A 26,299-nucleotide genomic window follows, 5' to 3' on the forward strand; every position below is an offset into this window, starting at 1 on the left:
AATATTCAGCAGACTGTCTGGCGCGGCAAACAGGCAGGGACGTGCAGGATGACCACTTCGCAGAAAACTGACGAACCTCTGGCTGTGCATTGGGCGGAACGTATGACGGCGATGCTGGAAAAGCCTTGGCTGCGCATCGCAATACCCGTTGTGATCACCGCAATCGCCCTGACTGTTTTGCACGATCTGTCGGCGCATGTGAAATGGTCGGATGTGCAGACCGATATCGCTGGAACGTCATGGAAGCTGATGCTCTTTGCGCTTTGCTGGACGGCGTTCAGCTTTCTTTCTCTGTCGCTCTATGATGTTTTTGCGGTGCAAAGCGTGGCAGAGGGCAAAGTGCCCTTGCCTGTGGCTGGAATGGCAGGGGCCAGTGGTTACGCCGTATCAAATTGTCTTGGCTTTTCCTACATCACCGGTACTGCGATCCGGTACCGGATTTATGCGTCGCTGGGGCTGGATCTGGGACGTGTGGCCGGGGTGATCGCGACCTCTTGGGTGGCGTTCTGGATGGGGCTGGTGTTGATACTGGGCCTGCTGTTGACCCTGCATCCTGACGGCATATCCAAGGTGGTGCCGGTCAGCCCGACGGTGGAAACAGTCATCGGGCTGTCGCTGCTGGGGGCATTGGTCGTCCTGTTTATCTGGCTGTCGCGCGGGGGCAGGCGGTTGTCCTTCGCAGGCGTTGGTTTCGATTTGCCGGGTGGAAAGCTTGCCAGCCTTCTGACACTGGCCGCGATCGGCGATCTGTTTGGCGCGTCCATGGTGCTCTATGTTCTGATGCCGGACGATCTGGGGGTTGGCTATCCGTACTTCTTCACAATCTATATCGCGGCCATTGCTGTGGGCATCCTCAGCCACGCTCCGGGCGGGATTGGCGTGTTCGAGGCTACGCTGATCGCGGGGCTGGGTGCATCGGGGCGGTCGGATGTTATTGCCGCGCTGCTGCTCTATCGTGTGGTTTACACGTTTGTCCCGTTTGTTGTTGCGAGCCTGTCAATTGCGGTAGCGTCGGCGCTGACGCAACGCCAAAGGATAAGTGGGGCCGCGACCTGGGTATACCGGGCCATCCGCCCAATGGTGCCCATTGTTGCCGCCGGAGTCGCAGCGGTGGCTGGGGTGATCCTGCTGGTGTCAGGGGCGCTGCCTGCCGTTTCACAGAACCTTGGTGTTTTGAAAGACGTTTTGCCGCTGTCCTTTGTTGAAGCCTCGCATCTGGTAGGAAGCGCCATCGGAGTTCTGCTTTTGCTGGTGTCACGCGGATTGTTCCGCAAGCTCTACCGCGCTTGGATAGTTGCGATGCTTTTGATGGTGGCAGGATTCTTTGCCTCGCTTGCCAAGGGCTTAGACATGCACGAAGCGGTGTCGATGTTGGGAACGATAGGCGTTTTGGCCTTGTTCCGTGGCGCGTTCTACCGGGTCAGTGGGGCATCAATTTTCCGCCTGAACATCCCGTGGCTGATCAGTGTCGTGGTGCTGCTTGCCGTGATCTTCTGGATCGGGCTGTTCGCGTATTCCCATGTGGAATACCAAAACGCTTTGTGGTGGGAGTTTGCATGGAATGGCGACGCCTCTCGCTTTTTACGCTCGAGCCTCGCTGTTGCCGTGATCGTTGGCGTGGTCGCTGTGAACTCATTGTTTGGGCGTGAGATCCCGACACCGCAACGTACCGAAATTCCCGAAGTCGTCGAGCGTCTGGTGATGGAGAGTGATGATACTGAATCCCAGATCTCGTTGACCGGTGACAAGCAATTCCTGATCTCACCGGATGAAACGGCCTTCATCGCTTATGCCGATACCGGCAACGCGGTCATCTCAAAAGGCGAACCGGTGGGGGATGAGGCCGCTGGCCGCCAATTGATCTGGCAGCTTCGGGAAATGGCGGACCGTGAAGGAAAGCTGTGCGCGTTCTATAGTGTCTCGACCAAATACCTGCCGACCTTTTTGGATTTGGGCCTGTCGATCCTGAAAATTGGTGAGGTCGCGCGGGTGCCGCTGCAAGATTTCTCGCTGGACGGAAAGTCGCGCAAACGGTTCCGGCAGGCCAAGAACAGGGCCGAGCGGGAAGGCTATGTGTTCGAGATTATCCCAAAGGAAAAACTGGTACCTGTCTTGCCAGAATTGCGCGAGATTTCAGACCATTGGCTCAAGCAAAAGGCCGGCGCCGAAAAAGGATTTGCGCTTGGGGGCTTTGACGATCAGTACCTGTCTTATTTCGACCACGCGGTATTGCGCGATGGAAACACAGGCAAGATCAAGGCGTTCGCCAACCTATTCCAAGGCGGCAACAAATCCGAACTGTCGCTGGACCTGATGCGGTATGAGCCGGACAGCCCCAGCTTTGTGATGGATGCGCTGTTTGCCGAGATGATGGTTTGGGGTGCAGAGCAGGGTTTTCACTGGTTCTCGCTGGGGGCCGCGCCGTTTTCAGGCATCGAAAACCGGCAGCATGCTTCGCTGTGGAACCGGATCGGCGGGTTCGTCTATGAGCACGGCGAACAGTTTTATCATTTCGAAGGCTTGCGCAGCTTCAAGCAGAAGTTCGACCCGGAATGGAGCCCGAATTATCTGGCCAGCCCCGGCGGGTTGGCCGCGCCGCGTATCTTGTATGAGGTCAATATTCTCATTTCGGGTGGGCTGCGCGGACTGACAAAGTAGGTTCAGTTCAGGCTGGCACCGGTTGGGGTTTTCTGCAGCAGATCCCCCCAGTCGGTACGATAGGCCATTTCGGCCAACACGGTCTCGGGCAGAAACTCCTGATTTTGACGGATCTGCCAACCGCCGCCCAACCCCTTGTAAACCGCGACAAGATTGCTGGACACTTGCTGACGCGCTTCGATTAGATTGGCTTGCGAGCGTAACAACGCGGTTTGCGTGTTCAGAATACGCGAATAGCTGGCAATGCCGTCCGTGTACTGGCTGACCGCAATGTCAGCCGCCTTGCGCGAAGCGTCGACGCTTTGCTGATAGAACCCAACCTGTTTGCGTGCCTGCGCATAAGCGACCATGGCGCTTTCAACCTCGGAATACGCAGTCAGCACGGTGTTCTGGTAATTGGCGATCAGCGCCTGATAGGCGGCATCCTGCGCGCGGACATTGTTCTTGATGCGGCCATAGTTCAGCACGTTCCAGACCACACCGGCGCTGGCCAGACCGGTAGTGCTGTTGCCACTGAACAGGTCGCGCCCGCCCGAAGCCTGTAGGCCAATTGCCCCCGACAGGACGAATTGCGGATACAGATCCGCCATCGCGATACCAACTTGCGCGGATTGCGTTGCTGCGGCCAGCTCCGCGGCCCGCACATCCGGGCGGCGGCGCAGAAGTTCGGCGGGTACACCCACGGCCACATTTGTCCGCGCGGACGGGATGCGGCCCGAGTTCCCCAACAGGCTGGTCATCCGGGATGGCGTTACACCCAACAGCACGGCCAGGGCATTCTTGGTTTGTTGCAAGTCACTTTCCAGCTCGGGCACCAAAGCTTTGGTGTTGTTGAGAAGGGCGGTGGCTTCCTGCACGTCCAACTCGGTGGTGACACCGTTGTTGAAACGCAATTGGGTCAGATCTGCAGATTCCTGCTGCAACTTGATGTTTTCGCGGGCGACCGCCAGCGATTCCTGTAGCGCACGAATATTGACGTACAATGCCGCCACATCCCCGGTCAGTGTCACCAAAGCGTCGTCGTAGTTGGCGACCTGCAGTGCCAGGTTGGACCGAGCGGCCTGCACGCCGCGCCGCTGCGCGCCCCAGACATCCAGCTCCCACTGGGCATCAAAGCCGACTTGCGAGGTCGAGAATTCCGTATCCAGCGGAATGATGCGGTTGATATCGGCGATGGGTCCAAGATTGTCGCTGATTTGTCGGCGCTGCAACGACCCGCCAATGGCCTGGGATTGCGGGTAAAGCTCACCAAATGCGATGCCCAACTGTGCACGGGCCTGCAACACACGTGCACCCGCAACCTGAAGGGTCAGGTTTTGCGCATAAGCTTCCGCAATCAGCTTGTTGAGGGTGGGGTCATTGAACGTCTCCCACCATTTCACCACGGGCGCGCTGCGCGATGTCAGGCCGCCTTGGCCGGTGCTGGGGGTGTTCACCTCGATCCATTGCTTCACGACCGGAGAGTTCGGGCGCACGAAATCCGGCCCCACTGGCGCACAAGCCACGAGAGTAGCAGCGCAAAGGGCAGTTCCCAGCAACTGGCGGAGTGTCATGGCACGCATCCTCAGATATCCAGCGGGCGGATGAAGTTGGCGAAGGAATAGAGACGGATATTGATGCGCCTCAGGAACTCAAAGCTTTTGCCCATACCGGTATAGATCGCTACGGCCGCATGGCCACCAGCAGGGAAAGTGTGGCCTTCAGGCAAGTCGACCGTGATCTGTACGGCGATCCGACCGGGCAGTTTAGGCAGTTCAAAACCCGGCAGGCGGCCCGACGGGATGAGTTGCCCTTGCCGGGTGGCCCACCAGATCGCCTCGACCTTGCCCGTCAGGATTTCACCGGGATAGAGGTCCAGCGCTACTTCAACCTCTTGTCCTGGTTCGACAAATTTCAGGTTCTGTTGACGGAAGGTGGCAAGGATATAGGGGTTGTCTTCGGTCACGAAGCTCGCGATTGCGCCCAATCGGACGTCGCCGACAACCAGACCGGGACGTGCCTGCTGTGATACGATCATCCCGTTTTCAGGCGCATAGATGGTGGTGTTTTCTAGAAAGTACTCGGCCTCGGCCAATTGGGCCTGAGCCTGAAGAATACCCGTGTTCACGCCGTCAATCTGCGATTCCACAGCCAGTTGTGCCTTTTCCAGATTGGCCTGCGCTTGTTTGACGGCAGCCAAATCTTCGGTCACCTGCTCGTTCCAACGGTCCAGATCGTCTTGCCGCGCTCCGCCAGCGGGCACTAGGTTCTCATAGCGGGCTTGTTGGGTCTGCGCATAGGCCAGTTGCGCGTTTGCGCGTTCCACAGCTTCGGTCGACGCGATCACATCCTGTTCCAGGATTTTGGCATTCTGCTCGGCCGCGACCAGTTGGGCCTTTGCATTGTCCACCGCCAGAGAAAACACCGTGTCATCAAAGCGATAAAGCGGATCGCCTTTTGTGACTTGAGTGTTCGGCTCGACCAGTACCTCGGTCAATATTGTTGGCTGCGTCAGTTTGGGCACGATCTGTATGGTCGAACGCACCACATGGCTGTCTGCCGAGAAGGGCTGAAAAAACCGAAGCGCCACCAGAAAGATCAGCAGCAGATGCGCGCCCACCCAGAACGAGACGATGCCCCAGGCAATATTGAATTTCAGAAGTTCCAGCTTGAAGAAGATAAGCCAGACAAAAATGATGTAAAAAAGAGTGATGCCAAGGGCGACGAACATGTTTGCTGATTTCCTTCGGCCTTAGCTTTTCTGCGTATCGTCTGTGTCCAGACGATCCTGATACTCAGGCCTGACCTTGCCGCCCAGACGTTTGATTTCGTCGCGAATGGAGTCTTTCTCTTCATCGGGGCCCCGGCGCATGTCGACAGTGATGCCGTCATGAAATGCCCACATAAAGGCATGAACCCAAGGAACCACGGCCAGAAACCCCATCCATCCCATGATCTTGACAGCTTCTGCGTGCGGATGATTGCGCTTGATCGCGATCCGTCCCGGAAGCCCCATGAGAAACAGAAACACACCCATCACCGCTGCAAGAAGCAGGATCAACGCAACAAATGTCAGATAGTCATAGTAGCCTAACGGCTGCCCCAATAGTCCCATGCTCGTGCCTCCTCTTCGGGCGAAGGTTGTCTTATCCTCCGTCGTCCGCGTCCAGTTCGTCAATCAATTTGTAGCTTGTCGGCGGGTCAGCGCAGATGCCGGGGCCGCATTCCAGAAGGGTTGACCCGGCATTCAGCACAGCCAGCGCCAGCATGACGAAAAAGGCAGTTTTGGCCAGTTTGTTGCCTCCAAATTTCGGCTCTGCTGACGCGTCGTGGTTGTACTGACGCTCAAACAACAGCATGACTGCAGTGCCCAGCAAGACGAGGAAGAAGGCGATTGCTGCCCATGTGTAATAGTGAAGCCCCAGAACCGGTGATCCGTAATGGCCTGTTCCGGGTACGATATGCAGCAGGATCTGACGGATCGAAACCGAGACCCCATACAGTGCAGCGATCAGAACAATCGCATAATGGTGGGGTCTTGCGCCGTATAGCAGGTTCAGGCCAAGCCCAACTCCCACGGCCACAAAACCGACCCGCTGCAACAGGCAAAGCGGGCAGGGCAGTTCATAGAGCGCAAATTGGTAAACATATGCCAGAACCAGAACGAGACTGACAGCAAGCATTCCGATCGCATTGAGGGTTCGGGACAGTTCAGGTGTCAAAACGGTCCCCTTAAAGTTGAATGGTCAATTGGCTGGTGGCGTGGAATTTCAACCAATAGATGCTGAGCGCCAACGTGGCGAAAAACAGCACGCCCCCGGCCTTTGTCAGGTTGAAATAGTTGAGCCCCATTGTGACGGTAAACAGCAGAAACAATAACGCAATCATGGCCCGGTCCTTCCCTCCCGTGCACATTATAATTGCAGTGAATAGTGTCAGGCCGGACGGCATCTGACAAGCTGCGCAATTCACCCAAACGTTGAAGCGTGAAAGCTACTGCGCGCAGAGAATGACCTCTGTCCGCCATTCCCGACAGTGTTGCGGCAGATCACCCGGCAGATGAACGTCTGTGTAAATCCTGTCGATTTCGGACATCGAGGTGATCCGCGCAGGGGCTGAACGTTGAAACTTTGAGTGATCTGCCACCAGAAAGGTACGCCGTGCTTGTGCGATGATCGTTTGGCTGACCTGAACCTCTTGGAAGTCGAAATCCAACAGATCTCCGTCTCGATCCAGTGCCGAGCATCCGATGACGGCCAGGTCAAACTTGAACTGCTGTATCGTCGAAACAGTCAGATTGCCGATCAGCCCGCCATCCGAACGTCGCAAGACGCCGCCCGCCACGACGATCTCGCAGTCGGGGTTTTCAATCAGGATGTTGGCGACGTTCATGTTGTTGGTCACGACCATCAGATTCTTATGGCTCAGCAATTGCCGTGCTACAGCCTCGGTTGAGGTGCCGATATTCATGAAGATTGAGGCACCATCCGGAATATCCGAGGCGCAGGTCTGCGCGATGCGGGTTTTGGCATCCGCATTCAGCGTGCGCCGGTCGTCATAACCGATATTAGACACGCCCGAGCGTAGAATCGCGCCGCCATGAACCCGGTCAAGTTTCCCGGCATCCGCAAGTTCCGTCAGGTCGCGCCGGATCGTCTGTACGGTGACGCCAAACCGCTCGGCCAACCCTTCGACCGTGACGCGCCCTTCAATGCTGGCAATGTCCAGAATGTCGGATTGGCGGAACGAAAGAGACATGGGGCAGATCCAAAGCAATGCGCTCTTTCGTTTTTGTTCTTTTCTAGGAAATTGGCAAGAAGGGCTGTGAAAATTTCATATCAGCGTTGCAAAAAGAAAATAAACGAACATAAACATTGACCATGCGAATGGTATTCTGGCTAATACGCCTGATCAGGCCTTGCGAGGAATCAAGGGATATGCAGCCGACGGATAATCAGATCACAGACCTTTTCATCATTGGTGGCGGCATTAATGGCTGTGGCATCGCACGGGACGCTGCTGGGCGGGGCCTGTCCGTGATGCTTGCGGAAATGAACGATTTGGCGTCTGCTACGTCTTCGGCCTCGACCAAGCTGTTTCATGGCGGGCTGCGATACCTTGAGTTTTTTGAAATCCGGCTTGTTCGCGAGGCACTGATCGAACGTGAAACCCTGCTGCGGGCCATGCCTCATATCAGCTGGCCGATGCGCTTTGTATTGCCTTACCACGCAGATATGCGGTTCGATTCCGAGACTCCGACATCGCGATTGCTCAGCACGGTTATGCCGTGGATGCGCGGGCGGCGCCCGGCCTGGCTGATCCGGTTGGGGTTGTTCCTGTACGATAATCTGGGCGGGCGCAAAATTCTGCCCGGAACCACGTCGCTGAACTTGCGCACGGCCGCAGAAGGAACCCCTCTGCAGGATAGGTTCGAAACGGCTTATGAGTATTCCGATTGTTGGATCGAGGATTCCCGCCTGGTGGTTCTGAATGCACGCGACGCTGAGGCGCGTGGTGCGCAGATCATGGTGCGGACCGAGGTGATTTCGGCCGAGCGGGTGGACGATCTGTGGAGGGTAACTGTTCGGGATCGTGACAGCGATCAGACCCGTGTAATTCAGGCGAAAATGCTGATCAATGCAGGTGGCCCGTGGGTCGGCGACATCATACAGACGAAGATCCGCGTGAACTCGCGCGAGGGCGTCAGGCTGGTGCGCGGCAGCCATATCGTGACGCCCAGGCTGTACGATCACGACAAGTGCTATTTCTTTCAGGGTGAAGATGGCCGTATTATTTTTGCCATTCCCTATGAACAGGACTTCACCCTGATTGGCACAACCGATCAGGATCATCCGGATCCGTCCACCGCGCCGGTATGTACCGAGGCCGAGCAGGAGTATCTATGCGCCTTCGCCTCGAAATACTTCCAACGCGCCGTGACCCGCGACGATATTGTCTGGACCTATTCCGGTGTGCGCCCGCTGTATGACGATGGAGCTAGCAGCGCGACAGCAGCGACGCGCGACTACACGCTGAAAGTTGACTCTCAGGGTGGGGCACCGGTCCTGAACGTATTTGGAGGTAAGATCACCACCTATCGCAGGCTCGCAGAAAGCGCGTTGGAAAAGGTGGCTGAGTTCTTTCCGGACCTGCCCAAACCCTGGACTGCCGGAGTTGCCTTGCCCGGCGGCGACTTTCCGGTGGATGCCGTAGATGCACTGAAAAGCAAACTGCTGGCGGGATATCCTTTTCTGAACGCAGCATGGGCAGCTCGGTTGATCCGCGCCTATGGGACCGAGGCGCCCGCAGTTATTGCTGGCGCTAAACAAGCGTCTGACCTGGGTGAAGACTTTGGCGCAACCCTAACCGCCCAAGAGGTCGCTTGGTTGATGGACAAGGAATATGCGCGCACCGCCGAAGACGTCGTCTGGCGACGCAACAAGCTGGGGCTTCGGCTTAACGACGAACAGATCGCGCGGATCGATAGTTGGATGGCCGAGCGCCGCGCCGCGTAACAGGGGCGCATGCCCCTTGGCGATCGACCGCTGTTATGCTAGCCATCGGGCACGGTCGGCAGACACCGAGGCGTCGCTGCTCTGTTTCAGAGTGCTAAACCTGCCTTTAGGATAGGATTGACATCGCAACACTCAGGGCGTTGCTTCGTCAGGTCAGCGGCCAACGAATGCGCAGAACGCCCGATATGGATGTGTGATGAGCAAGACACCAGTCCCTTTGCATGTGGATGATCTAACCCCGTTTGTTCGTACCCTGGCCATCCAGTTGGGAGGGGCCAGCCCTTCGCACTTAAAACTGATGAACATGGTGGCACGCGCAGCCGGTTATCAGAATGTGCAACATATGCGAGCCGACAGCGCCGCCAGTCGCCGATTGCAGGCGCGCTCGGACCCACCACCACCCAATGCGCGAGCAGTGGAGCGCGCACTGCGTTTGTTCGATTCAAACGGCAGGTTGCAGCTTTGGCCTTCGAAACGTTCGGTGCAAAACCTTGCACTCTGGGCTGTTTGGGCCGCTTTACCCTCAGGTGCATCCTTGCATGAGGCCGAGGTTAACGCGTGCCTCAACGCCGAACATTGCTTTGACGATCCGGCCACCTTGCGGCGCACGATGATTTCTTGCGGGCTGCTTACACGGCGCAGGGACGGATCAGAGTATCGCAGAATCGAGCAGGCACCCCCAGCCGATGCAAAACAGGTGATCCACGAGGTTACCACACGTCGTCGCGCAAGATCACACTAAGAAAAACCCCGCCGTGAGGCGGGGTTTTTGAGGCTCAGGTGGCAGTCTCGGACGGGCCGGGATCGTTTTTGCTGCCCTTCAGCCATTCCCTCATGCTTTGCATGAGGGCATAGAGCACCGGAACCACGATCACACCAATCAGCGTCGCCGCCAACATGCCGCCGAACACCGCCACGCCAATCGCTTTCTGGCTTGCAGCACCGGCTCCGTTCGCCGCCAAGAGGGGCACAACACCCAAGAGGAAGGACAGGGCGGTCATCATCACGGCGCGGAAACGCTGATGCGCAGCCTCGGTTGCGGCCTCTTTGATTGACAGGCCATTGGCGCGTTGCTCCATTGCAAACTCAACGATCAGAATACCGTTTTTTGAGGCCAGCCCGACAAGCATAATCATGCCGATTTGCGTATAAAGGTTGATGTCACTGCCGACGATAGCGACAGCCGCAACCGCCCCAAATAGGGCCACGACCACAGATAACAGGATCGAAACCGGCAATGTCCAACTTTCGTACTGCCCCACCAGGAACAGGTATCCGAACAGGATTGCGAGGCCCAGGATAATGATCACCAGACTGCCTGAGGCCAGCTGTTGCTGCGCCGTACCGGTCCATTCGAACGTGTAACCAGGGGGTAGGGCGGTGGCCGATTCCTCAGTCATCACTGTGATAGCGTCACCACTGGAAAGGCCTGGTGCGGGTACCGCCGTCACTGTGGCCGAGCGAAACAGGTTATGTCGCTTCAACAGAACCGGCCCCAACACGTTTTCAACGTCAATCAGTGTGCCCAGCGGAACCATGTCGCCCTTTTGCGAGCGGACATAAAGGTTCGCAATATCATCGACATTGTCCCTATAGGTCCCATCAGCCTGTATCATGACGCGATAGACGCGTCCGAACAGGTTGAAGTCGTTGACATAATACGATCCAAGCTGTGCCTGCATCGTCTGGAATACCTCGGCGACGGACACATCCAGCGTTTTGGCTTTTTCACGATCCAGATCCACGAATAGCTGTGGAACGTTGGCCCTGAAGGTGGTGTAAGCCTGCCCAATCTCGGGCCGCTGGTTCGCAGCATAGACAAAGGACCCCACGGCTGAGGCCAGATCCTGAGGCGAGCCGCCGCCAGTTTGCTGTACCTCCATCTCGACACCAGCCGACATGCCCAAGCCCTGAATAGGCGGTGGGTTGAAGGCCACAATCGAGGCCGCGGATTCGGCATTGGAGATGGCAAGGACCTTGGCCAGGATCGCATCGGCGCTTAGGTCTTCCTCTTGCCGTTCGCTCCAGTTGTCGAGGTTCACGAAGATCGCAGCGCCATTGGTGATCGTGCCGTTCAGCAGCGAAAAGCCATTGACCAGAACCGTGCTGGCCACACCTGGGATTTCGCGCAATTGATCGTCAAGGCGTGCAGTCACGGCCTCGGTCCGTTCTAGCGTGGCGGCGTCGGGCAGTTGGACATCAACAAAGAGATAGCCGTTATCCTCAAGCGGAATGAACCCGGCTGAGGTGTTCGACATGATCGTCCCTGTACCCATGCCAAGTCCAACCACGATGGCCAGCGCAATGGCAGGAAAAACCAGCAGTTTGCGCACAATGGCGACATAGCCGTTGCGCATTGTGCCGATAAAACCTTCGAAGACAGCCAGCAGCCCCTTGGGCGGGCCCGAGCGCGCACGCAAAACCAGCCCACAGAGTGCAGGGGACAAAGTCAGGGCGTTGATGGACGAAATCACAACCGCGGTCGAAATAGTGACAGCAAACTGTGAATACAATCGTCCCGAAATGCCAGGCATGAAAGTTACCGGTACAAACACGGCCAGCAACACCAGTGTGGTTGCAATGACTGGACCGGTGATTTGGCCCATCGCTTTGCGCGTTGCCGCGGCAGGGGGCAGACCTTCGTCTGCGATGATGCGCTCTACGTTCTCGACCACGACGATGGCGTCATCCACCACGATTCCAATGGCCAGAACCAGCGCAAACAGAGAGATCGTGTTCAACGACATGCCGAAGGCCAGAAGGAATGCAAAGGTCCCGATCAAAGACACCGGGATTGCGACGGCCGGGATAATCGTGGCGCGCCAACTGCCCAGGAACACAAATACAACCGAAATCACCAGAATAAAGGTCAGGATCAAGGTCGAGACCACGTCACTCAGAGATGCCTCGACAAAATCGGTGGTGTTGAAGGGCACGTCATATTCCACGTCCGTCGGGAAGGAGCGGGACAGGCGTTCCAGTTCGGCTTCCACGCGCTCGGACACGGCCAGCGCATTCGCGCCGGGTGCCTGATAGATACCGATCACAGTAGCTGGAACGGCCTGGAAATAGCCCGAGGCCGAATAGAACTGCGCGCCAAGTTCAGTTCGGGCGATGTCTTTCACGCGCACGATCGCGCCGTCTTCACCTGTGCGGATCACGATATCGCTGAACTCTTCGGCGGATGTGAGGCGACCCTTGGACTTGATCGTGTATTGAAACGTCTGCCCTTCGGGCACCGGAGGGGCGCCGATCGAACCCGCAGATACTTCTATGTTCTGTTCGCGGATCGCATTGATCACGTCGCCCGGCGTGATGGACAGAGCGGCCATTTTGTCCGGGTCCATCCAGATCCGCATGGCGTATTCAAGGTTGGTCAGAACGTCCGCCTTACCAACGCCCTGCACACGCGCCAGCGCGTCTCGCAGATTGATCGAGGCGTAGTTGGACAGGAACACGCTGTCATAGGTGCCATCGGGCGACGTCAACGTGACCAGCATCAGCATGTTGGTCGATGATTTCTGTGTGACCACACCCGACGATGTCACTTCGGCTGGCAGTGAAGACATTGCCTGCGCCACCCGGTTTTGCACGTTGACCGATGCGATGTCGGGGTCGGTGCCGACCTCGAAGGTGACATCCAGCGAATAGGATCCGTTATCAGACGATCTGGACGTCATATAGATCATGTCGTCCACACCGTTGACCTGCGCCTCGATAGGGGCAGCGACAGTGTTTTCCACCGTTTCCGCATTTGCACCGGTGTAAGTGGTAGAGACGTTGACCACGGGCGGAGTGATATCCGGGAACTGCGCCACCGGAAGAACCAAATAGCCAATGCCGCCCATGATGGTCAGCACAAGCGAGATGACAAGCGCCAGCTTGGGCCGGCTAATGAACAGGGCTGAGAACATCAGTTATTCTCCTGGCTGTTCAGAGGCAACGACCGCGTCAACAGCCACGCCGGGGCGAACGCGTTGAAGGCCCTCAACAATCACACTTTCACCTTCGCGCAGGCCTTCTTTTACAATGATGGCCGTGCCAACAGCGTCGCCGGTGGTGATGTAGCGTTGCTCAACCATCTGCTTGTCGTTGACCACCAGAACGAACTCGCCGCGCTGATCACGCTGCAAGGCGGCCTGAGGCACCAGAACTTGCAAGGTTGGCTCCAGTGCTTCGATTTGTACGGTCACGAAGGCACCGTCCAGGATCAGACGGGCGGCATTGTCGAATTGCGCCCGGACCCTGATTGCGCCGGTCAAAGGGTCGATGCGGTTATCGACAAAGACAATTTTTCCGGTTTCATCCAACTCGCTTCCATTTGGCAGGATCACGTGAACATTGGGGCTTTGCGGGCTTTCCGCCAAAGAGGCCGAGTTTTCGCCATAAGATTCCAAAACCGTCGTGAATACTTTTTCATTGAGGGAAAAATTCACGTAAATTGGTGTTTCGCTAACGATATTGACCAATGGAGGGTTGGTTGGACCGACCACGTCACCAACGCTGGTCGTGATGCTGCCGATACGCCCATCAAATGGCGCATGGATCTGCGTATAACTCAGGTCAAGCTCGGCTTGTTGGATCGCGGCATTCGCTGCCTTGACCTCTGCTTCTGCAACCAACTCGTTGGCGCGCGCGATGTCGCGTTCCGACTCTGGTGTGGCATCGCGTTTGTAAAGTTCTTCCTTGCGCGCAAGATCGACTTTGGCGAGTTCCAGATTGGCCTCGGCCCGGTTCAAATCGGCCTTGCGAGCTTCAAGCGTCGCTTCATACAGGTCGGGTTCGATGGTGAAGAGCAGGTCTCCCTCTTTGACTGTAGCGCCATCTTCGACTTCCCTGCTGTTGAGAAACCCGTTCACTCGGGCCACGATGTCGACCTTGTTGATTGCCTGAGCACGCCCGATGAACGAGGCTTCATCCGTGATTTCTTCGGTATAGGCTGCCGCAATTGAGACTTTGGGGGGTGCGCCTTCCTCTTGTGCGACAACCGGATACGCCAATCCGAGAGACAACAGCAGGGACGCTGTGGCCAGAGGCCTGCTGATCCGGTTGGATGAGAAACGTGTTGGGAACATGGCGAAAGCCTCGTGCGTGACAGAAACAAATGATGCCGGGCCCGCCGTATTGGAGGCCCGAGTCGGAAGAACTTCGCATCAGGATGACTTTTTTGACATGGTTTCTCAAGCGTGATGACGCCTGAACCTGTTGGCACTGGTGCGAAAAATTACTTCGCTTTGACCATGTTAGGTGTTCACTTTGATCATGCCCAAAAGCAAAACAGGGGCCACGCGGGCCCCCGAATACTGTCAGCATGCAACAAGATTAGTTGCGTGTGCCAGCGAATTTTTCCTGCCAGTCTTCACGCTGCTCATCCAAGACTTTGGCGAACAGTACATCAGGCACAGTAAACGCGTGACCCGCAGGCAGCGCGTCCAATGCGGCGGCCAAGTCATCGGGCCATCCCGTGTCCAGCGTGTTCATCGCGCTGAGCATTCGGGCCGAGGTATCGGGAATGAACGGCGCGCTGAGAACAGCATAAAGGCGGATCAGGTTCAGCCCCAGACGCACCTGAGCCGCAGCTTGTTCCGGATCTTCCTTGAAGGTTGACCATGGGGCAGCGGCCTGAAGATACTCATTGCCCGCAACCCAGATCGCCCGCAATTCCTGCGCGGATTTGCGAACCTCCATTGTTTCCATGTGGTCCTCATAGGCGCGGACGCGGCGGGTCAACTCGTCGATCAGAGCGTTTTCGCGTTCGCCAAATCTGCCGCCTTCCGGCACTGCTTCGCCAAACTTCGAGCGGCAGAACTTGGTGATGCGGCTGACAAAGTTACCCAAAACATCAGCAAGGTCCTTGTTCACCGATTGCTGGAAGTTTTCCCACGTAAACTCACTGTCGCTGCTTTCAGGCGCATGGCTCAGCAGCCACCAGCGCCAATAGTCGGCGGGCAGGATCTCAAGCGCCTGATCCATGAACACGCCGCGCCCCTGGCTGGTCGAGAACTGGCCACCATCATAGTTCAGGTAGTTGAAAGACTTGATGTAATCGACCAGCTTCCAGCGCTCGGATGATCCGGTGACTTCGTTATGCGCGTTTGTGCCCAGGATGGTGGCCGGGAAAGACAAGGTGTGGAAGGGGACATTGTCCTTGCCCATGAACTGCACATAACGCACGTCTTCTGCGCCTTTGTCGGTGCGCCACCAGCGCTCCCAATCGGCATCGGTTCTGCCGCTGGCATCCGCCCATTCCTTGGCACAGGCGATGTATTCGATGGGGGCGTCGAACCAGACATAGAAGACCTTGCCTTCCATGCCGGGCCAGTCCTGGTCACCCTTTTTGACCGGAACGCCCCAGTCCAGATCGCGGGTGATGCCACGATCTTGAAGACCGTCGCCATCATGCAGCCATTTCTTGGCAATTGATGTGGTCAGGACCGGCCAATCGGTCTTGCTGTCGATCCACGCATCCAGTTGATCCTTCATCGCCGACTGGCGCAGATACAGATGCTTGGTCTCGCGCACCTCAAGATCGGTCGAGCCACTTATCGCGCTGCGTGGCTCAATCAGGTCGGTCGGGTCCAACTGCTTGGTGCAGTTCTCGCACTGATCGCCGCGTGCGCGGTCGTACCCGCAATTGGGGCAGGTGCCTTCAATGTAGCGGTCGGGCAGAAACCGACCATCCGCGTTGGAATAGACCTGTTTCTCGCTGACCTCACGGATCAAGCCGGCGTCGTCCAGCTTGCCTGCAAAATGCTGGGTCAGGCGCTTGTTCTGTTCACTGGACGAGCGGCCAAAGTGATCGAAGCTGAGGCCGAACCGGTTGGCGATATCGGCCTGAACCGCGTACATGTCAGCGCAGTATTCGGCCACGGGCTTACCGGCTTTGGCAGCCGCCAGTTCCGCGGGCGTGCCGTGTTCATCCGTGGCACACAGGAACATGACCTCATTCCCCCGGCCGCGCTGGTAGCGTGCGTACAGGTCGGCTGGCAGTTGCGAGCCGATCAGGTTGCCGAGGTGCTTGATCCCGTTGATGTAAGGGATCGCCGAGGTGATGAGAATCCGAGCCATTTTGCGTGTCCACGTAACTGTCTGCGCGCTCGTCTACCTTATGTAACCCGCCAGCAAAAGGCCGGGTTTTGCGTGGATGTCCTGAAATGCCACGATCCAGTCAAAAAACGCTTTATCAATTGAGTAGCGATTGCAGTTAAACAGGTGTCTACACTACCCATAGGTTGAAAATAGAATCACGATCTCTTGTATTTTTATTATGACTACCCATATTGAGTGTATACAAAGGTATACAAAAACGAGGGCATATTCCTAATGTTCGACTTCCTGCTTGAGGGTGCATTCGTGCCCTTTACCATGGCGCTTGCGCTGCTGTTTGGCCTGCTGGCCCTGGAGCTGATTGCTCTGGTGCTGGGTGGAAGCCTGCTGGCAGGTGAGGGCGAGGTCGATCTGGATGCTGTGGATGTTCCGGATCTGGCTGTTGCAGACTTCGATCTCGACATAGATGCTGACATTGATCTGGGCGAATTCGAACTGGCCGAGATTGAGACGGACGTGCCTGATGCCGCCGCTGCCGGGCCGATGGCATGGTTGGGGATTGGCAAAGTGCCATTCATGATTTGGCTTGTGGTCCTGCTGGCGGGTTTTGGTCTGTCGGGCATCGGCCTGCAATTGGCGCTGCGTGATTTGTTGGGCTTTGATCTGCCAAGCTGGATGGCTGCGATCCCGGCAGCTGCATTCGGTCTGTGGTTTGCGCGCGGCTTTGGTACCGTGTTCGCCCGCCTGTTGCCGAAGACCGAGACTGAGGCGATGTCCGAACGGAAGCTGGCCCGCCGTCGCGGCGTGATCTCACAAGGAACGGCGTCTCGCGGACGCCCTGCCGAGGTGCGCGTGATGGACCGGTTCGGAAACACCCATCACCTGCGCGCCGAGCCGCTGCAAGACAAAGACATCCTTGAGCAAGGCACCGACGTTCTGGTGCTGCGCGACAGACGGCGCGACCGGTTCGTTCTGGTCGGCTTGTCGGACTAACCAAATTATCAACTCTTAAATCGGAGGATTTTGCATGGAAGTTTCATTCCTGGCGATTACGGTCGTCACCATTCTGGCCGTCCTGCTATTCATCGGCCTTGTACTTGGCCGCCTTTATAAACGCGCGACCCGGGAAGTGAGCCTGGTGAAAACCGGGGCGGGCGGTAAAAAAGTTATCATGGACGGCGGTGTGGTCATCGTGCCGCTGTTGCACGAGGTCAGCCCGGTCAACATGAAGACCCTCCGCCTTGAAGTGCAGCGCAGCGGTGAAGCCGCGCTGATCACTCAGGACAGGATGCGCGTGGACGTGGGTGTCGAATTCTACGTCTCGGTCATGGCGACGGAAGAGGGAATCGCGCGCGCCGCGCAGACGCTGGGCTCACGCACGTTTGACGTCGAACAACTGCGCGAGATGATCGAAGGTAAACTGATCGACGGTTTGCGCGCCGTGGCCGCGCAGATGACCATGGACGGGCTGCACGAGAACCGCGCTGACTTTGTGCAAGAGGTGCAGAATGCTGTGTCCGAAGACCTGTTGAAGAACGGCCTGTCGTTGGAATCCGTGTCGCTGACCGCGCTTGACCAGACACCGTTCGAAGCACTCGATGAGAACAACGCCTTTAACGCGGTGGGTATGCGCAAGCTGGCCGAGGTGATTGCGGTTTCAAAGAAAGAGCGCGCACAGATTGATGCCGAGGCCGAGGTCGAGGTGCGCCGTGCCGCGATGGAGGCCGAGCGTCAAAAACTTCTGATCGAGCAGGACGAGGCACAGGCGCGGATCGAGCAGACCCAGAAAGTCGAAACCCTGCGCGTGGCGCAGGAGGCCGAGATTGCGGCGCGGACCGAAGACTCGGTGCGCGAAACCGAACGTGCCCGGATCGCCCGTGAAGAAGCCATCCGCGGGGCCGAGATCGAGCGCGAGCGCAAGATCCGCGATGCTGAGATTGCGAAAGAACGTGAGATCGAAGTGGCCGAGCAGGAGCGTCAGATCATCATCGCGCAGAAATCCGAAGAGGAAAGCCGTGCGCGTGCATCTGCTGACCTCGCCCGGGCCGAGGCGACAAAGGCGACCGAAGCCGTCGTGACCGCCCGCGAAGTGGCCGAGGCCGAACGCCAGAAACAGATCGTATTGATCGAAGCGACGCGCGAAGCGGAACGTCAGGCGACCGCGATCCGTCTGGCCGCGCAGGCCGAGAAAGAGGCAGCCGCAGACCGTGCCGAAGCGCGTCGTGAAGAAGCTCAGGCCGAAGCAGATGCGTTGAACATCCGTGCCGAGGCGAAGAAAAACGACATGCTGGCCGAAGCGGAAGGTAAGCGCGCCATTGTTGAAGCCGACAACGCTCTTTCTGCTGCGCAGATCCGCATGAAGGTCGATATGGCCAGGATTGAAACCATGCCGTCGATCATCTCGGAAATGGTGAAACCGGCCGAGAAGATCGATTCGATCAAAATCCATCAGGTTGGTGGGATCGGTGCCGGTGCTTCAGGCGGTGGCGCGGCCAACAGCGACAAGCCGGTGGTCAATCAAGCGTTGGATTCGATCATGGGCATGGCTGTGCAGATGCCCGCGCTCAAGAAGCTGGGCGAGGAGCTGGGTCTGTCGATGGAAAACGGTGTCGGCGGAGTAGTGAACGGCGCGCTAGAGGCGACGCTGGAACCCGCAGAAATGGTCGATGTTGTCGAGGAAGAAACGCTGCCGACTCAATAATATGCGAACAAACAACAAAAGGGCCGGGGATTTCCCGGCCCTTTATTATTCTTCCCGAGAGCGTTTCAGAAGGCGCCCGACGGTAAAGGATGTGCGCGGAGCGTAAACATAGTTCGTCCGCTCTTCTGGCGTTGGGCGAGAGCGCATCCGCGCAAGACCAAAGATGATCAATCCCAGATGTCCGACGGCCACAAATGCAAACAAAGCGCCGGGGCCGAACTGTTCGATCAGTGTCGAGGAAATATAGGGCGATGCAATAGCGCCCAAAGCGTACCAGAACATCAATGCAGCGGACAGCTCGACCCGTTCTTCACTGGTGGCAAAGTCATTCGCGTGGGCCGAAGACAGCGAAAAGATCGGAAAGGTCGTCAGACCAAAGAACCCGGCGGCCAGCATCACCCCAACCGTCCCAGCGCCGCTGGCGGCCATCGTGATCCCGCAGCTCAGTACAGCAGCGGCCGACAGCCAGATCAGAACCCAGCGTCGGTCATACTTGTCAGCCAGCCAGCCTAACGGGTATTGCGCCAGGGCTCCGCCCAAAACAAACGAAGCAAGGAAGAAAGCAATCTGGTCAATGCCCAGACCAACCTCTTGCCCGTAGACCGGGCCAACCATTCGGAAGGACGCAGAGCTGAGCGCTGAAACGATCACACCCGCGACGGCCAGAGGGGAACAGGCCCAAGCCAGCTTGGGCCGCAAGCGCTGTGTGTTGGGTGTTGGCGGCTGGTTCGCTCGGGTCAGCGTCAGCGGCAGCAGCGAGGCACAGCACAGGATCGCCAACAGGTTATAAGACACGTAAGATGCTGGCGGCAGAACCGCGATGATCATCTGTGCGCCAAGCGAGGCGCCCAGGTCAACAAGCCGGTAGGTGCCCATCGCCCGTCCGCGTGTTTCATTCGTGACCTTTGCGTTCAGCCAAGCCTCGATCACAGTGTAGCAGCCTGCGATACATGTTCCTGATGCGATCCTGAGGATGGCCCAGATATGGGGATCGTTGGTTAGGGTGTGGCCGATCAGCCCCATCGCGCCCAATGCAGTACAGACGGCGAAGGCGCGGGAATGTCCGACACTGCCCATCAGTCGTGGGGCCCACCAACACCCTACGAAAAAGCCGATAAAATGAGCCGATCCCAGCAGACCGATCTGTTCGGTCGTGAATTCCAGGGTGATGCCGGATATGGCGTCAAGCGGGCCAACCCCGCCTGTCGACAGTTGCAATAGAATGGCTGAAAGGAAAAGGGCGGCAAAGGAAATAATGGTACGCATAGTGATCTCAGATTGGCGTCATTGCCGCACAATGCGCGCACCTATTCGACTTTATCGAGTCGTTTTTGCGCTTTGTGGATCAACTTGCACGGCTGATCTCGGCGTGGATGTTCAGACCGACATTGTCCCGAACAAGATCGGGATAACCCGACGCGCCAAAATCATGCCTGTTCAAGGCCCCCGTCAGACCGATAGACAGGTTTGTCAGGTCGTCAACCGTAGTGCCTGCCTTGCGATAGAGATTGGCGTTCAGCGTGATGGGGCGCGTTACACCACGGACGGTCAAATCGCCGGTTATGCGGGCCCCGTCCGAGATACGCCCTTGCGCGCCAAGCTCAATTTTTGTTGAGACAAAACGGATCGTCGGGTGCTGTTTGGCGTCCAGTACGCTGGGGCTAAGCATGGGCATTCGGGCAAAGGGCAACCGAGTTCTGGCCTTACTGACATCCAGCACTACGGTGACCTGGCTGTTTTGTAGTTGGCGCGTATCGACTTGGACGTTGGCGAAGCGTATCGGCATGGATCCCGACTGCATCACGCCTGAAAGGTTGAAACTGAAGCCAACCCTGGTGTCCGTTGTCGACAGAACATAGGGGCTAAGTGCGGCAAGCGACGGTCGGGCGAAGGGCAGGGATGCAAGCCCGGCAAGGACAGTACGGCGGTTTACAAACGTCATGCCATGACCCTTTCCCGTCTGGGGCGGGATCGCTTGAGAAGCATCAGAACGATCGCGATGTTCAGCCCGTTCCAGAGAATACCGTTCACGAATGCCAGTTGGTAGCTTCCGGTGAGGTCGTAAATCCAGCCCGACATCCAGCCGCCAAGGGCCATGCCAAGAATGGTCATCATCAAAACAAATCCGACCCGCGCGCCTGCCTCTTGCGGAGGCATGTACTCGCGGACAACCAAGGCATAGCTGGGCACGATGCCGCCCTGGGCCAGCCCGAACATCAGGCTGATAAAATAAAGCGAGACCATCCCGTCATAGGGCAGGAACAAGAACAGCGCGATGCATTGCAGGACTGAGCCAATCAAAAGGGTCATGACCCCACCAAGGTGATCGGCCAGAAGGCCCGAGACCAAGCGGCTTACGACACCACCCAACAACATTAGTGACAGCATCTCGGCGCCCACCGCGGGGCCATATCCCAACCCGACGCAGTAAGAGACGATATGGACCTGCGGCATGGACATAGCTACGCAACAGCCAATGCCAGCCAAGCCAAGAATATATTGCATTGTGCGAGGTGATACACCTGCACTGCGTGCGTTGATCTGGGCAGAGGCTTCGGCCGTACTGTGTGCCTCGACCGGGACCCGGCGGCGTAGGAGTAGGGACAGTGGGATAACGACGAGCAGTGTTAGAACGGCTAATGTCACATAGACCTGTTGCCATCCGTCGCGCGCCAGAATGCCCGACAGCATGGTGGGCCAGATAGCACCGGACAGGTAATTTCCGCTGGCCACCAATGCAACGGCAATACCGCGTCGTTTCATGAACCAATGCGATATATCGGCGATCAGTGGGCCAAATCCAATTGACGTGCCTAACCCAAGCAGAAGATGCGCGGCAGACAACAGCATGATATTTGGTGCCAGCGTTGCCAGCACATAGCTTAGGGCACTCAAGATGGCTGCGCCGATCAGGGCCGTGGTTACGCCCAGCCGGTCTACCAACTGACCCAACCACATATTGCCCAAGGCAAAACCGATCATCGCAAGCGTGTAGGGCATCGAAGCTTCTGCGCGACCAGCGCCGAATTCAACCTCGACTGCGGGCATGACCACGATCACCGCCCACATCCCCACATTCGCCACTGTTGCAATGGCGAGTGTGATCAGAAGGCGAAGCCAGGAATAGCGGCTGTCGTGGATCGGGTGGCTCATGCGGTGACGCTAGGGTGCGGTAGGTGTTTTGACCAGTCACATCTTGCGTGAGCTATTTGTGTTCACGTCACAGCGTCTTCTGTTTCGGTGCGCTTCAGGTGTAAACCGGCGCGGGCCGCAGTCATGGTGGCCTGCCATGTGACCGGGGACAGGGCGCGGGCCCGGCGGCGGGTCAGGGTCCAGCGTCTTGCTTCGCCCTGATGGGCGGCAGCCATGTGCCAGCGTGTCTCGACTCCTTGCGCGCCACCGTCACCGGGTGTCAGCAGCAGGCCAAGCGGAGCCCGCCCCATCGTGCCGCCCTGTTCGGCGGCCAGATGCATCCGGCGCACCGGTGTCAGACCCGGCGCGCCCGGCAGGTCGCCGATGATCAACGGGATCGCCCCGCTGCGCAGCGCCTCTTCCATGCACCACAACAGATCTTCGGCGCGGGTGGGGTGGACAAAGATGAACCGGGCCGGATCGGCAAAGGGCATCATCCCGTCCGGGTTCAGCTGGCCGGGCTCCCACGCGGGAGAGATCCACAGTACGGGCCCCTGCGCCTGGCCAGCCAGCCACATAGCAAAGCTGCGCCGGGCGGGGCCGCATGCCTCGTGCACGCGGCCCAGTTGCAGGGTGATCTGATTATGCAGGTTTAACCCCGGAGCAGCGCGCGCGGGTTTTTGATCGAGAAGATGGGCAGACATGCGGGCAGATTAGCATGTTCTTATTTTGTTCTCAATGATCGAATGCAGCCCTGAAGAGGTCAGCGTGACAGGATCATGCGCCCGTCTGCGAACTGGATGTTCGAAAACCGATGCAGGTAATCCATCCCCAGCAGGGATTTGTGCAGCTCACCCTCATTGACCCAGGCCGAAACGTTTTGATCGGTGATGGGTCCAACCGTCAGGGTTTCCAGCCGGATCGGAGCAGTGCGCACCTCGCCATTGGCAGTCAGGGCGCGCCCGAAATAATTCAGTTGATCAGGATCGATACCTGCACGTTCCGCATCCTGCGCGCTCAGAACAATCTGGCTGGCACCGGTGTCGACAAGAAAGTTGATCGGCTCACCATTCACCAAAACGGGTAGGTAATAATGGCCATCATAGGCGCGGGGCACCTCGATCGTCTCGCCCGAAACAGTCATCTGCGGGGCGGGGCCAACCGAGGACCGGATATCCTCCCACAGGCCGATGACGGCAATGACTCCGACAAAGATGAACACCCAGGCCATTACCTGCTGCAACGTCTTGTTCAGGGACTGGCGGTTTTGCGAGACGAACCAGAAAGCAACCGCCAGGCCAAGCACGACCAGATAGACCAGTTGTCCTATGTTGACGTCTTCCATTCGGGTATCCCCACTTCGGTCAGTACTACGGTATATGGGGGTTTATGCGGCAAAACCAAAGGCTTTGAGGCCATCCAGAATGAACTGCACCGAAAGCGCCGCCAGCAACATCCCCAACAGCCGGGTCAGGACGTTCAGCCCGGTCTTGCCCAGAACGCGCGCCACTGCGCCGGATGTCAGATACATCACGAATACCATCGCCAGAACGACCAGCATGACGCCAATAACAACGGCAAGACCCTGAATGCCGGGCTGCTGGCCCGCAAGCAGGATCATCGTTGCAATCGAGCCGGGGCCAGCGATCAGCGGAATGCCCAGTGGGAAGACTGATGGGTCCGGGTGCTCCTCTTCTTCGGCGCTGCTTTCACGGCGTTTGGTGCGGCGCTCAAACAGCATGTCGAGCGCGGTCAGGAACAGCAGAACGCCCCCCGCAACGCGAAACGCCTCCATCGAGATGCCGACAAATCCTAGAAGAGCTTCACCGAAAGCGGCAAACAAAGCCAGAATGAAGCCTGCCGTCAGGCACGCCCGGATCGCAATGGATCGGCGCGTGTGCCAATCCATCCCCTGAGTCAACGCCACAAAGATCGGTGTTTGCGCAGGTGGGTCCAGGACAACGAAGAGCGTTGTGAACGCGGTAATTAAGAATGCACTGTCCATACTAATTGCTGCTCCGTTGCAGTGCCTGCAGGATTTTCAGGGCGTCTTTCGACAGGTTTGAAGGCACATAGACATGATCGTGGTGATACCCAGCGACCATGTTTGCAGGAATGCCAGCCTGAGCCAGCGCGTCGGATACGGCTGCGGTCAAACCGACACCTTCCAGCGAAGAGTGAACCTGCAATGTGATGCAACGCATTGCGACGGCATCCTGCGGCGCCTGTGCGATTGGCACGATGAGAGACAACCCCTCAGGCTCGACACAGCTGGCACGCGTGCCTTCTGGCCAGGGTTCGTTTTCTGACCAGACAACAAAGGCAAACTCATCAGGCTGCAAAACAGGATGCATACTGGCAATCATAGCGTTGGTATCCTTGATCGGTGTTGTCATGCTGTTTCTGCCTGTTCAAGCCGTTCGGCGGCGGCTACCCAAAGGGCCTCGGCCTTTTGCATGGCTTCGGTCACTTCCGCGAATTTGCGGTTCCAGGTTTCCAGATCGTTGATCTTGTCGTCTTCATACAAGGCCGGGTCCGACAGTTTGGCCGAAAGCTTGTCGTGCATGTCGGTCAGCTTCTCAATCCGGTCCTCGCATTTGCGTAGGTCGGCCCGCAAGGCCAGCATCGCCTCGCGCGAGGGGCGTTTAGGCTTGCTGACTTGCGGTTTTTCTTTAACCGGCTTGTCGCGCGCCAGCAGTAGAGCACGGTATGCTTCAAGGTCACCATCAAACGGTTTGACCGTCCCTTCCGAGACCAACCAAAGTCGGTCCGCGACAAGGCTAAGCAGGTGCATGTCGTGGCTGACCAACACGACCGCACCGGAATAGGCGGTCAGCGCTTCGACCAGAGCCTCGCGGCTTTCGATATCGAGGTGGTTGGTCGGTTCGTCAAGAATCAGCATATGCGGTGCGTCGATGGTGGCGATCAGCAGCGACAAGCGCGCTTTCTGACCACCGGACAGACGACCAACCTCGGTCTCGGCCTGATCCGCGTTCAAACCAAACCCGGCCAGACGGGACCGCCACTTGCCCGGCGCTTCGTCCGGGCGCAGGCGGCGCAGGTGGTCCAGCGGCGTTTTGTCAACGTAAAGCTCGTCAACCTGATGCTGCGCGAAATAGCCAATACGCAGCTTGTTGCTGCGGGTCATCTTTCCGGCCATCAAAGGCAGGCGGTCAGACAAGAGCTTGGACAGGGTCGACTTGCCCTGACCGTTTTTTCCTAGCAATGCGATCCGATCGTCCTGATCAATGCGAAGGTTCAGGCGGCGCAGAACCTCAGTCTCGCCATAGCCGGTCACACCGCCCTCGATCTGGATGATCGGCGGCGACAGTTCTTCGGGTTCGGGGAACGAAAACGCGCGCAGGGCGGCCTCTTGCGGGGTCGAGACAAGTTGAATGCGCTCGATCATCTTCAGGCGGGATTGGGCCTGAACGGCCTTGGACGCCTTATAGCGGAAGCGATCTACAAAGCTTTGCAGATGCGCGATGCGTGCCTTCGCCTTGGCGTTTTCGGATTCCGCCTGCGCCAGACGTTCGGCGCGACGCTCGGCGAATTTGTCATAAGGCACCGCGTAATAGGTCAGCTTGCGGTCCTCAAGATGCAGGATCGAGCCGACAGCACGGTTCAACAACCCTCGGTCGTGGCTGATGATGATCACCGTGTGCGGATATTTGGCCAAATAGCTTTCCAGCCACAACGCGCCTTCAAGGTCCAGATAGTTGGTTGGTTCGTCCAGCAACAGCAGATCGGGCTGCGAAAACAACACCGCCGCCAAAGCGACACGCATCCGCCAGCCGCCCGAGAAATCGGAACACGGGCGCAACTGGTCGTCGTCGTCAAAACCCAACCCCTTAAGGATTGAGGCTGCGCGCGCCTCGGCGGACCAGGCGTCGATATCGGCAAGGCGGGTCTGGATCTCGGCAATGCGGGCCGGGTCATCCGCCGTCTCAGCCTCGGCCATCAGGGTGCTGCGTTCTGTATCAGCGGCAAGAACCGTGTTGATCAACGAGACGCCAGACGAGGGCACCTCTTGCGCCACACCACCAATCCGAGCGCGTTTGGGGACCAGGATATTGCCGGACTCCAGCGCCAGTTCCCCCCGGATCAGGCGGAAGAGGGTGGTCTTTCCGGTGCCATTCCGGCCCACAAGGCCAACCTTGTGCCCGTCTGGGATGGTCGCGCTTGCGCCGTCAAATAAAGGGCGGCCTTCAACGGCATAGGTGATGTCTTCGATCCGTAGCATGGGCCGCTCTTAGCAGAGGCGTGA

The 26,299-nt window shown here is 57.8% G+C and carries 22 protein-coding genes; 5 read left to right on the forward strand and 17 right to left on the reverse strand.

What is annotated here, in order from left to right:
- The first annotated feature begins 48 nt into the window (after positions 1 to 48).
- Positions 49 to 2,658: a bifunctional lysylphosphatidylglycerol flippase/synthetase MprF gene (gene mprF / locus GOV91_RS00795; RefSeq protein ID WP_171234101.1), complete on the forward strand. Its 2,610-nt coding sequence runs from the start codon at positions 49 to 51 to the stop codon at positions 2,656 to 2,658.
- Positions 2,659 to 2,660: 2 nt separating this feature from the next.
- Here the strand turns inward: mprF and GOV91_RS00800 are convergent, their stop codons facing one another.
- From GOV91_RS00800 to GOV91_RS00825, 6 genes are all read right to left on the reverse strand, one after another.
- On the reverse strand, positions 2,661 to 4,211 hold the full coding sequence (locus GOV91_RS00800) for an efflux transporter outer membrane subunit (protein WP_254440572.1): 1,551 nt from the start codon (positions 4,209 to 4,211) through the stop codon (positions 2,661 to 2,663).
- Between the two features lie 11 nt (positions 4,212 to 4,222).
- Positions 4,223 to 5,368 carry an HlyD family secretion protein gene (locus GOV91_RS00805; RefSeq protein WP_171234103.1) on the reverse strand — a complete coding sequence of 382 codons (1,146 nt, stop codon included), beginning with the start codon at positions 5,366 to 5,368 and terminating at the stop codon, positions 4,223 to 4,225.
- A gap of 21 nt (positions 5,369 to 5,389) precedes the next feature.
- Positions 5,390 to 5,752 carry a DUF3302 domain-containing protein gene (locus GOV91_RS00810; RefSeq protein ID WP_171234104.1) on the reverse strand — a complete coding sequence of 121 codons (363 nt, stop codon included), beginning with the start codon at positions 5,750 to 5,752 and terminating at the stop codon, positions 5,390 to 5,392.
- Between the two features lie 31 nt (positions 5,753 to 5,783).
- Positions 5,784 to 6,359: a disulfide bond formation protein B gene (locus GOV91_RS00815; RefSeq protein WP_171234105.1), complete on the reverse strand. Its 576-nt coding sequence runs from the start codon at positions 6,357 to 6,359 to the stop codon at positions 5,784 to 5,786.
- A gap of 10 nt (positions 6,360 to 6,369) precedes the next feature.
- Positions 6,370 to 6,525 (reverse strand): DUF5993 family protein, encoded by a 156-nt coding sequence (locus tag GOV91_RS00820; RefSeq protein WP_171234106.1) that lies wholly within the window; start codon positions 6,523 to 6,525, stop codon positions 6,370 to 6,372.
- Between the two features lie 105 nt (positions 6,526 to 6,630).
- Positions 6,631 to 7,395, reverse strand: coding sequence for a DeoR/GlpR family DNA-binding transcription regulator (locus GOV91_RS00825; protein ID WP_171234107.1), 765 nt, complete (start codon positions 7,393 to 7,395; stop codon positions 6,631 to 6,633).
- 179 nt (positions 7,396 to 7,574) lie between these two features.
- Here GOV91_RS00825 and glpD point away from each other — a divergent pair, with 179 nt between their 5' ends.
- Both glpD and GOV91_RS00835 read left to right on the forward strand, forming a co-directional pair.
- The gene (gene glpD / locus GOV91_RS00830; RefSeq protein ID WP_171234108.1) at positions 7,575 to 9,152 is read left to right on the forward strand and encodes a glycerol-3-phosphate dehydrogenase; all 1,578 of its coding nucleotides are present in this window, start codon (positions 7,575 to 7,577) and stop codon (positions 9,150 to 9,152) included.
- 196 nt (positions 9,153 to 9,348) lie between these two features.
- The gene (locus tag GOV91_RS00835) at positions 9,349 to 9,894 is read left to right on the forward strand and encodes a DUF2087 domain-containing protein (protein WP_171234109.1); all 546 of its coding nucleotides are present in this window, start codon (positions 9,349 to 9,351) and stop codon (positions 9,892 to 9,894) included.
- Positions 9,895 to 9,928: 34 nt separating this feature from the next.
- Here GOV91_RS00835 and GOV91_RS00840 read toward each other — a convergent pair whose 3' ends face one another.
- The 3 genes from GOV91_RS00840 to metG all read right to left on the reverse strand — a co-directional run bounded on the left by GOV91_RS00840 (position 9,929) and on the right by metG (position 16,220).
- Positions 9,929 to 13,066, reverse strand: coding sequence for an efflux RND transporter permease subunit (locus tag GOV91_RS00840; protein WP_171234110.1), 3,138 nt, complete (start codon positions 13,064 to 13,066; stop codon positions 9,929 to 9,931).
- Between the two features lie 3 nt (positions 13,067 to 13,069).
- On the reverse strand, positions 13,070 to 14,227 hold the full coding sequence (locus GOV91_RS00845) for an efflux RND transporter periplasmic adaptor subunit (RefSeq protein WP_171234111.1): 1,158 nt from the start codon (positions 14,225 to 14,227) through the stop codon (positions 13,070 to 13,072).
- 247 nt (positions 14,228 to 14,474) lie between these two features.
- The gene (metG, locus tag GOV91_RS00850; protein WP_171234112.1) at positions 14,475 to 16,220 is read right to left on the reverse strand and encodes a methionine--tRNA ligase; all 1,746 of its coding nucleotides are present in this window, start codon (positions 16,218 to 16,220) and stop codon (positions 14,475 to 14,477) included.
- 255 nt (positions 16,221 to 16,475) lie between these two features.
- On the opposite strand from metG, the gene GOV91_RS00855 reads away from it, so the two are divergent.
- Positions 16,476 to 17,192, forward strand: a complete 717-nt coding sequence (locus GOV91_RS00855) for an OB-fold-containig protein (RefSeq protein ID WP_171234113.1) — start codon at positions 16,476 to 16,478, stop codon at positions 17,190 to 17,192.
- 34 nt (positions 17,193 to 17,226) lie between these two features.
- Positions 17,227 to 18,900: a flotillin family protein gene (locus tag GOV91_RS00860; protein ID WP_171234114.1), complete on the forward strand. Its 1,674-nt coding sequence runs from the start codon at positions 17,227 to 17,229 to the stop codon at positions 18,898 to 18,900.
- 45 nt (positions 18,901 to 18,945) lie between these two features.
- On the opposite strand, the gene GOV91_RS00865 is transcribed toward GOV91_RS00860, so the two are convergent.
- The 8 genes from GOV91_RS00865 to GOV91_RS00900 all read right to left on the reverse strand — a co-directional run bounded on the left by GOV91_RS00865 (position 18,946) and on the right by GOV91_RS00900 (position 26,275).
- Positions 18,946 to 20,166, reverse strand: coding sequence for an MFS transporter (locus GOV91_RS00865; RefSeq protein ID WP_171234115.1), 1,221 nt, complete (start codon positions 20,164 to 20,166; stop codon positions 18,946 to 18,948).
- A 79-nt stretch (positions 20,167 to 20,245) separates the two neighbouring features.
- Positions 20,246 to 20,842: a YceI family protein gene (locus GOV91_RS00870; RefSeq protein WP_171174487.1), complete on the reverse strand. Its 597-nt coding sequence runs from the start codon at positions 20,840 to 20,842 to the stop codon at positions 20,246 to 20,248.
- Complete coding sequence (locus GOV91_RS00875; protein WP_171234116.1) at positions 20,839 to 22,053, reverse strand: CynX/NimT family MFS transporter; 1,215 nt, start codon at positions 22,051 to 22,053, stop codon at positions 20,839 to 20,841. The genes GOV91_RS00870 and GOV91_RS00875 overlap by 4 nt, the downstream gene beginning before the upstream one ends.
- Before the next feature lie 62 nt (positions 22,054 to 22,115).
- Positions 22,116 to 22,736 carry an ImuA family protein gene (locus GOV91_RS00880; protein ID WP_171234117.1) on the reverse strand — a complete coding sequence of 207 codons (621 nt, stop codon included), beginning with the start codon at positions 22,734 to 22,736 and terminating at the stop codon, positions 22,116 to 22,118.
- A gap of 59 nt (positions 22,737 to 22,795) precedes the next feature.
- Positions 22,796 to 23,377, reverse strand: coding sequence for a TIGR02281 family clan AA aspartic protease (locus GOV91_RS00885; protein ID WP_171234118.1), 582 nt, complete (start codon positions 23,375 to 23,377; stop codon positions 22,796 to 22,798).
- A gap of 42 nt (positions 23,378 to 23,419) precedes the next feature.
- Positions 23,420 to 24,037, reverse strand: coding sequence for a MarC family protein (locus tag GOV91_RS00890; RefSeq protein WP_171174478.1), 618 nt, complete (start codon positions 24,035 to 24,037; stop codon positions 23,420 to 23,422).
- Between the two features lies 1 nt (position 24,038).
- The gene (locus GOV91_RS00895; protein WP_171234119.1) at positions 24,039 to 24,428 is read right to left on the reverse strand and encodes an ACT domain-containing protein; all 390 of its coding nucleotides are present in this window, start codon (positions 24,426 to 24,428) and stop codon (positions 24,039 to 24,041) included.
- Entirely contained in the window at positions 24,425 to 26,275 is a 1,851-nt protein-coding gene (locus GOV91_RS00900) for an ABC-F family ATP-binding cassette domain-containing protein (RefSeq protein ID WP_171234120.1), read from the reverse strand. Before GOV91_RS00900 ends, GOV91_RS00895 begins: the two co-directional genes overlap by 4 nt.
- Positions 26,276 to 26,299: the final 24 nt, after the last annotated feature.

It is taken from the genome of Ruegeria sp. HKCCA6837 (assembly GCF_013034475.1).
GTDB lineage: Bacteria > Pseudomonadota > Alphaproteobacteria > Rhodobacterales > Rhodobacteraceae > Ruegeria.

Excerpts from the sequence above, each read along its gene's own strand:
- mprF (WP_171234101.1), top strand. The coding sequence starts at position 49 with ATGACCACTTCGCAGAAAACTGACGAACCTCTGGCTGTGCATTGGGCG.
- GOV91_RS00800 (WP_254440572.1), bottom strand. The coding sequence starts at position 4,211 with ATGACACTCCGCCAGTTGCTGGGAACTGCCCTTTGCGCTGCTACTCTC.
- GOV91_RS00805 (WP_171234103.1), bottom strand. The coding sequence starts at position 5,368 with ATGTTCGTCGCCCTTGGCATCACTCTTTTTTACATCATTTTTGTCTGG.
- GOV91_RS00810 (WP_171234104.1), bottom strand. The coding sequence starts at position 5,752 with ATGGGACTATTGGGGCAGCCGTTAGGCTACTATGACTATCTGACATTT.
- GOV91_RS00820 (WP_171234106.1), bottom strand. The coding sequence starts at position 6,525 with ATGATTGCGTTATTGTTTCTGCTGTTTACCGTCACAATGGGGCTCAAC.
- GOV91_RS00825 (WP_171234107.1), bottom strand. The coding sequence starts at position 7,395 with ATGTCTCTTTCGTTCCGCCAATCCGACATTCTGGACATTGCCAGCATT.
- glpD (WP_171234108.1), top strand. The coding sequence starts at position 7,575 with ATGCAGCCGACGGATAATCAGATCACAGACCTTTTCATCATTGGTGGC.
- GOV91_RS00835 (WP_171234109.1), top strand. The coding sequence starts at position 9,349 with ATGAGCAAGACACCAGTCCCTTTGCATGTGGATGATCTAACCCCGTTT.
- GOV91_RS00840 (WP_171234110.1), bottom strand. The coding sequence starts at position 13,066 with ATGTTCTCAGCCCTGTTCATTAGCCGGCCCAAGCTGGCGCTTGTCATC.
- GOV91_RS00845 (WP_171234111.1), bottom strand. The coding sequence starts at position 14,227 with ATGTTCCCAACACGTTTCTCATCCAACCGGATCAGCAGGCCTCTGGCC.
- metG (WP_171234112.1), bottom strand. The coding sequence starts at position 16,220 with ATGGCTCGGATTCTCATCACCTCGGCGATCCCTTACATCAACGGGATC.
- GOV91_RS00855 (WP_171234113.1), top strand. The coding sequence starts at position 16,476 with ATGTTCGACTTCCTGCTTGAGGGTGCATTCGTGCCCTTTACCATGGCG.
- GOV91_RS00860 (WP_171234114.1), top strand. The coding sequence starts at position 17,227 with ATGGAAGTTTCATTCCTGGCGATTACGGTCGTCACCATTCTGGCCGTC.
- GOV91_RS00865 (WP_171234115.1), bottom strand. The coding sequence starts at position 20,166 with ATGCGTACCATTATTTCCTTTGCCGCCCTTTTCCTTTCAGCCATTCTA.
- GOV91_RS00870 (WP_171174487.1), bottom strand. The coding sequence starts at position 20,842 with ATGACGTTTGTAAACCGCCGTACTGTCCTTGCCGGGCTTGCATCCCTG.
- GOV91_RS00875 (WP_171234116.1), bottom strand. The coding sequence starts at position 22,053 with ATGAGCCACCCGATCCACGACAGCCGCTATTCCTGGCTTCGCCTTCTG.
- GOV91_RS00880 (WP_171234117.1), bottom strand. The coding sequence starts at position 22,736 with ATGTCTGCCCATCTTCTCGATCAAAAACCCGCGCGCGCTGCTCCGGGG.
- GOV91_RS00885 (WP_171234118.1), bottom strand. The coding sequence starts at position 23,377 with ATGGAAGACGTCAACATAGGACAACTGGTCTATCTGGTCGTGCTTGGC.
- GOV91_RS00890 (WP_171174478.1), bottom strand. The coding sequence starts at position 24,037 with ATGGACAGTGCATTCTTAATTACCGCGTTCACAACGCTCTTCGTTGTC.
- GOV91_RS00895 (WP_171234119.1), bottom strand. The coding sequence starts at position 24,428 with ATGACAACACCGATCAAGGATACCAACGCTATGATTGCCAGTATGCAT.
- GOV91_RS00900 (WP_171234120.1), bottom strand. The coding sequence starts at position 26,275 with ATGCTACGGATCGAAGACATCACCTATGCCGTTGAAGGCCGCCCTTTA.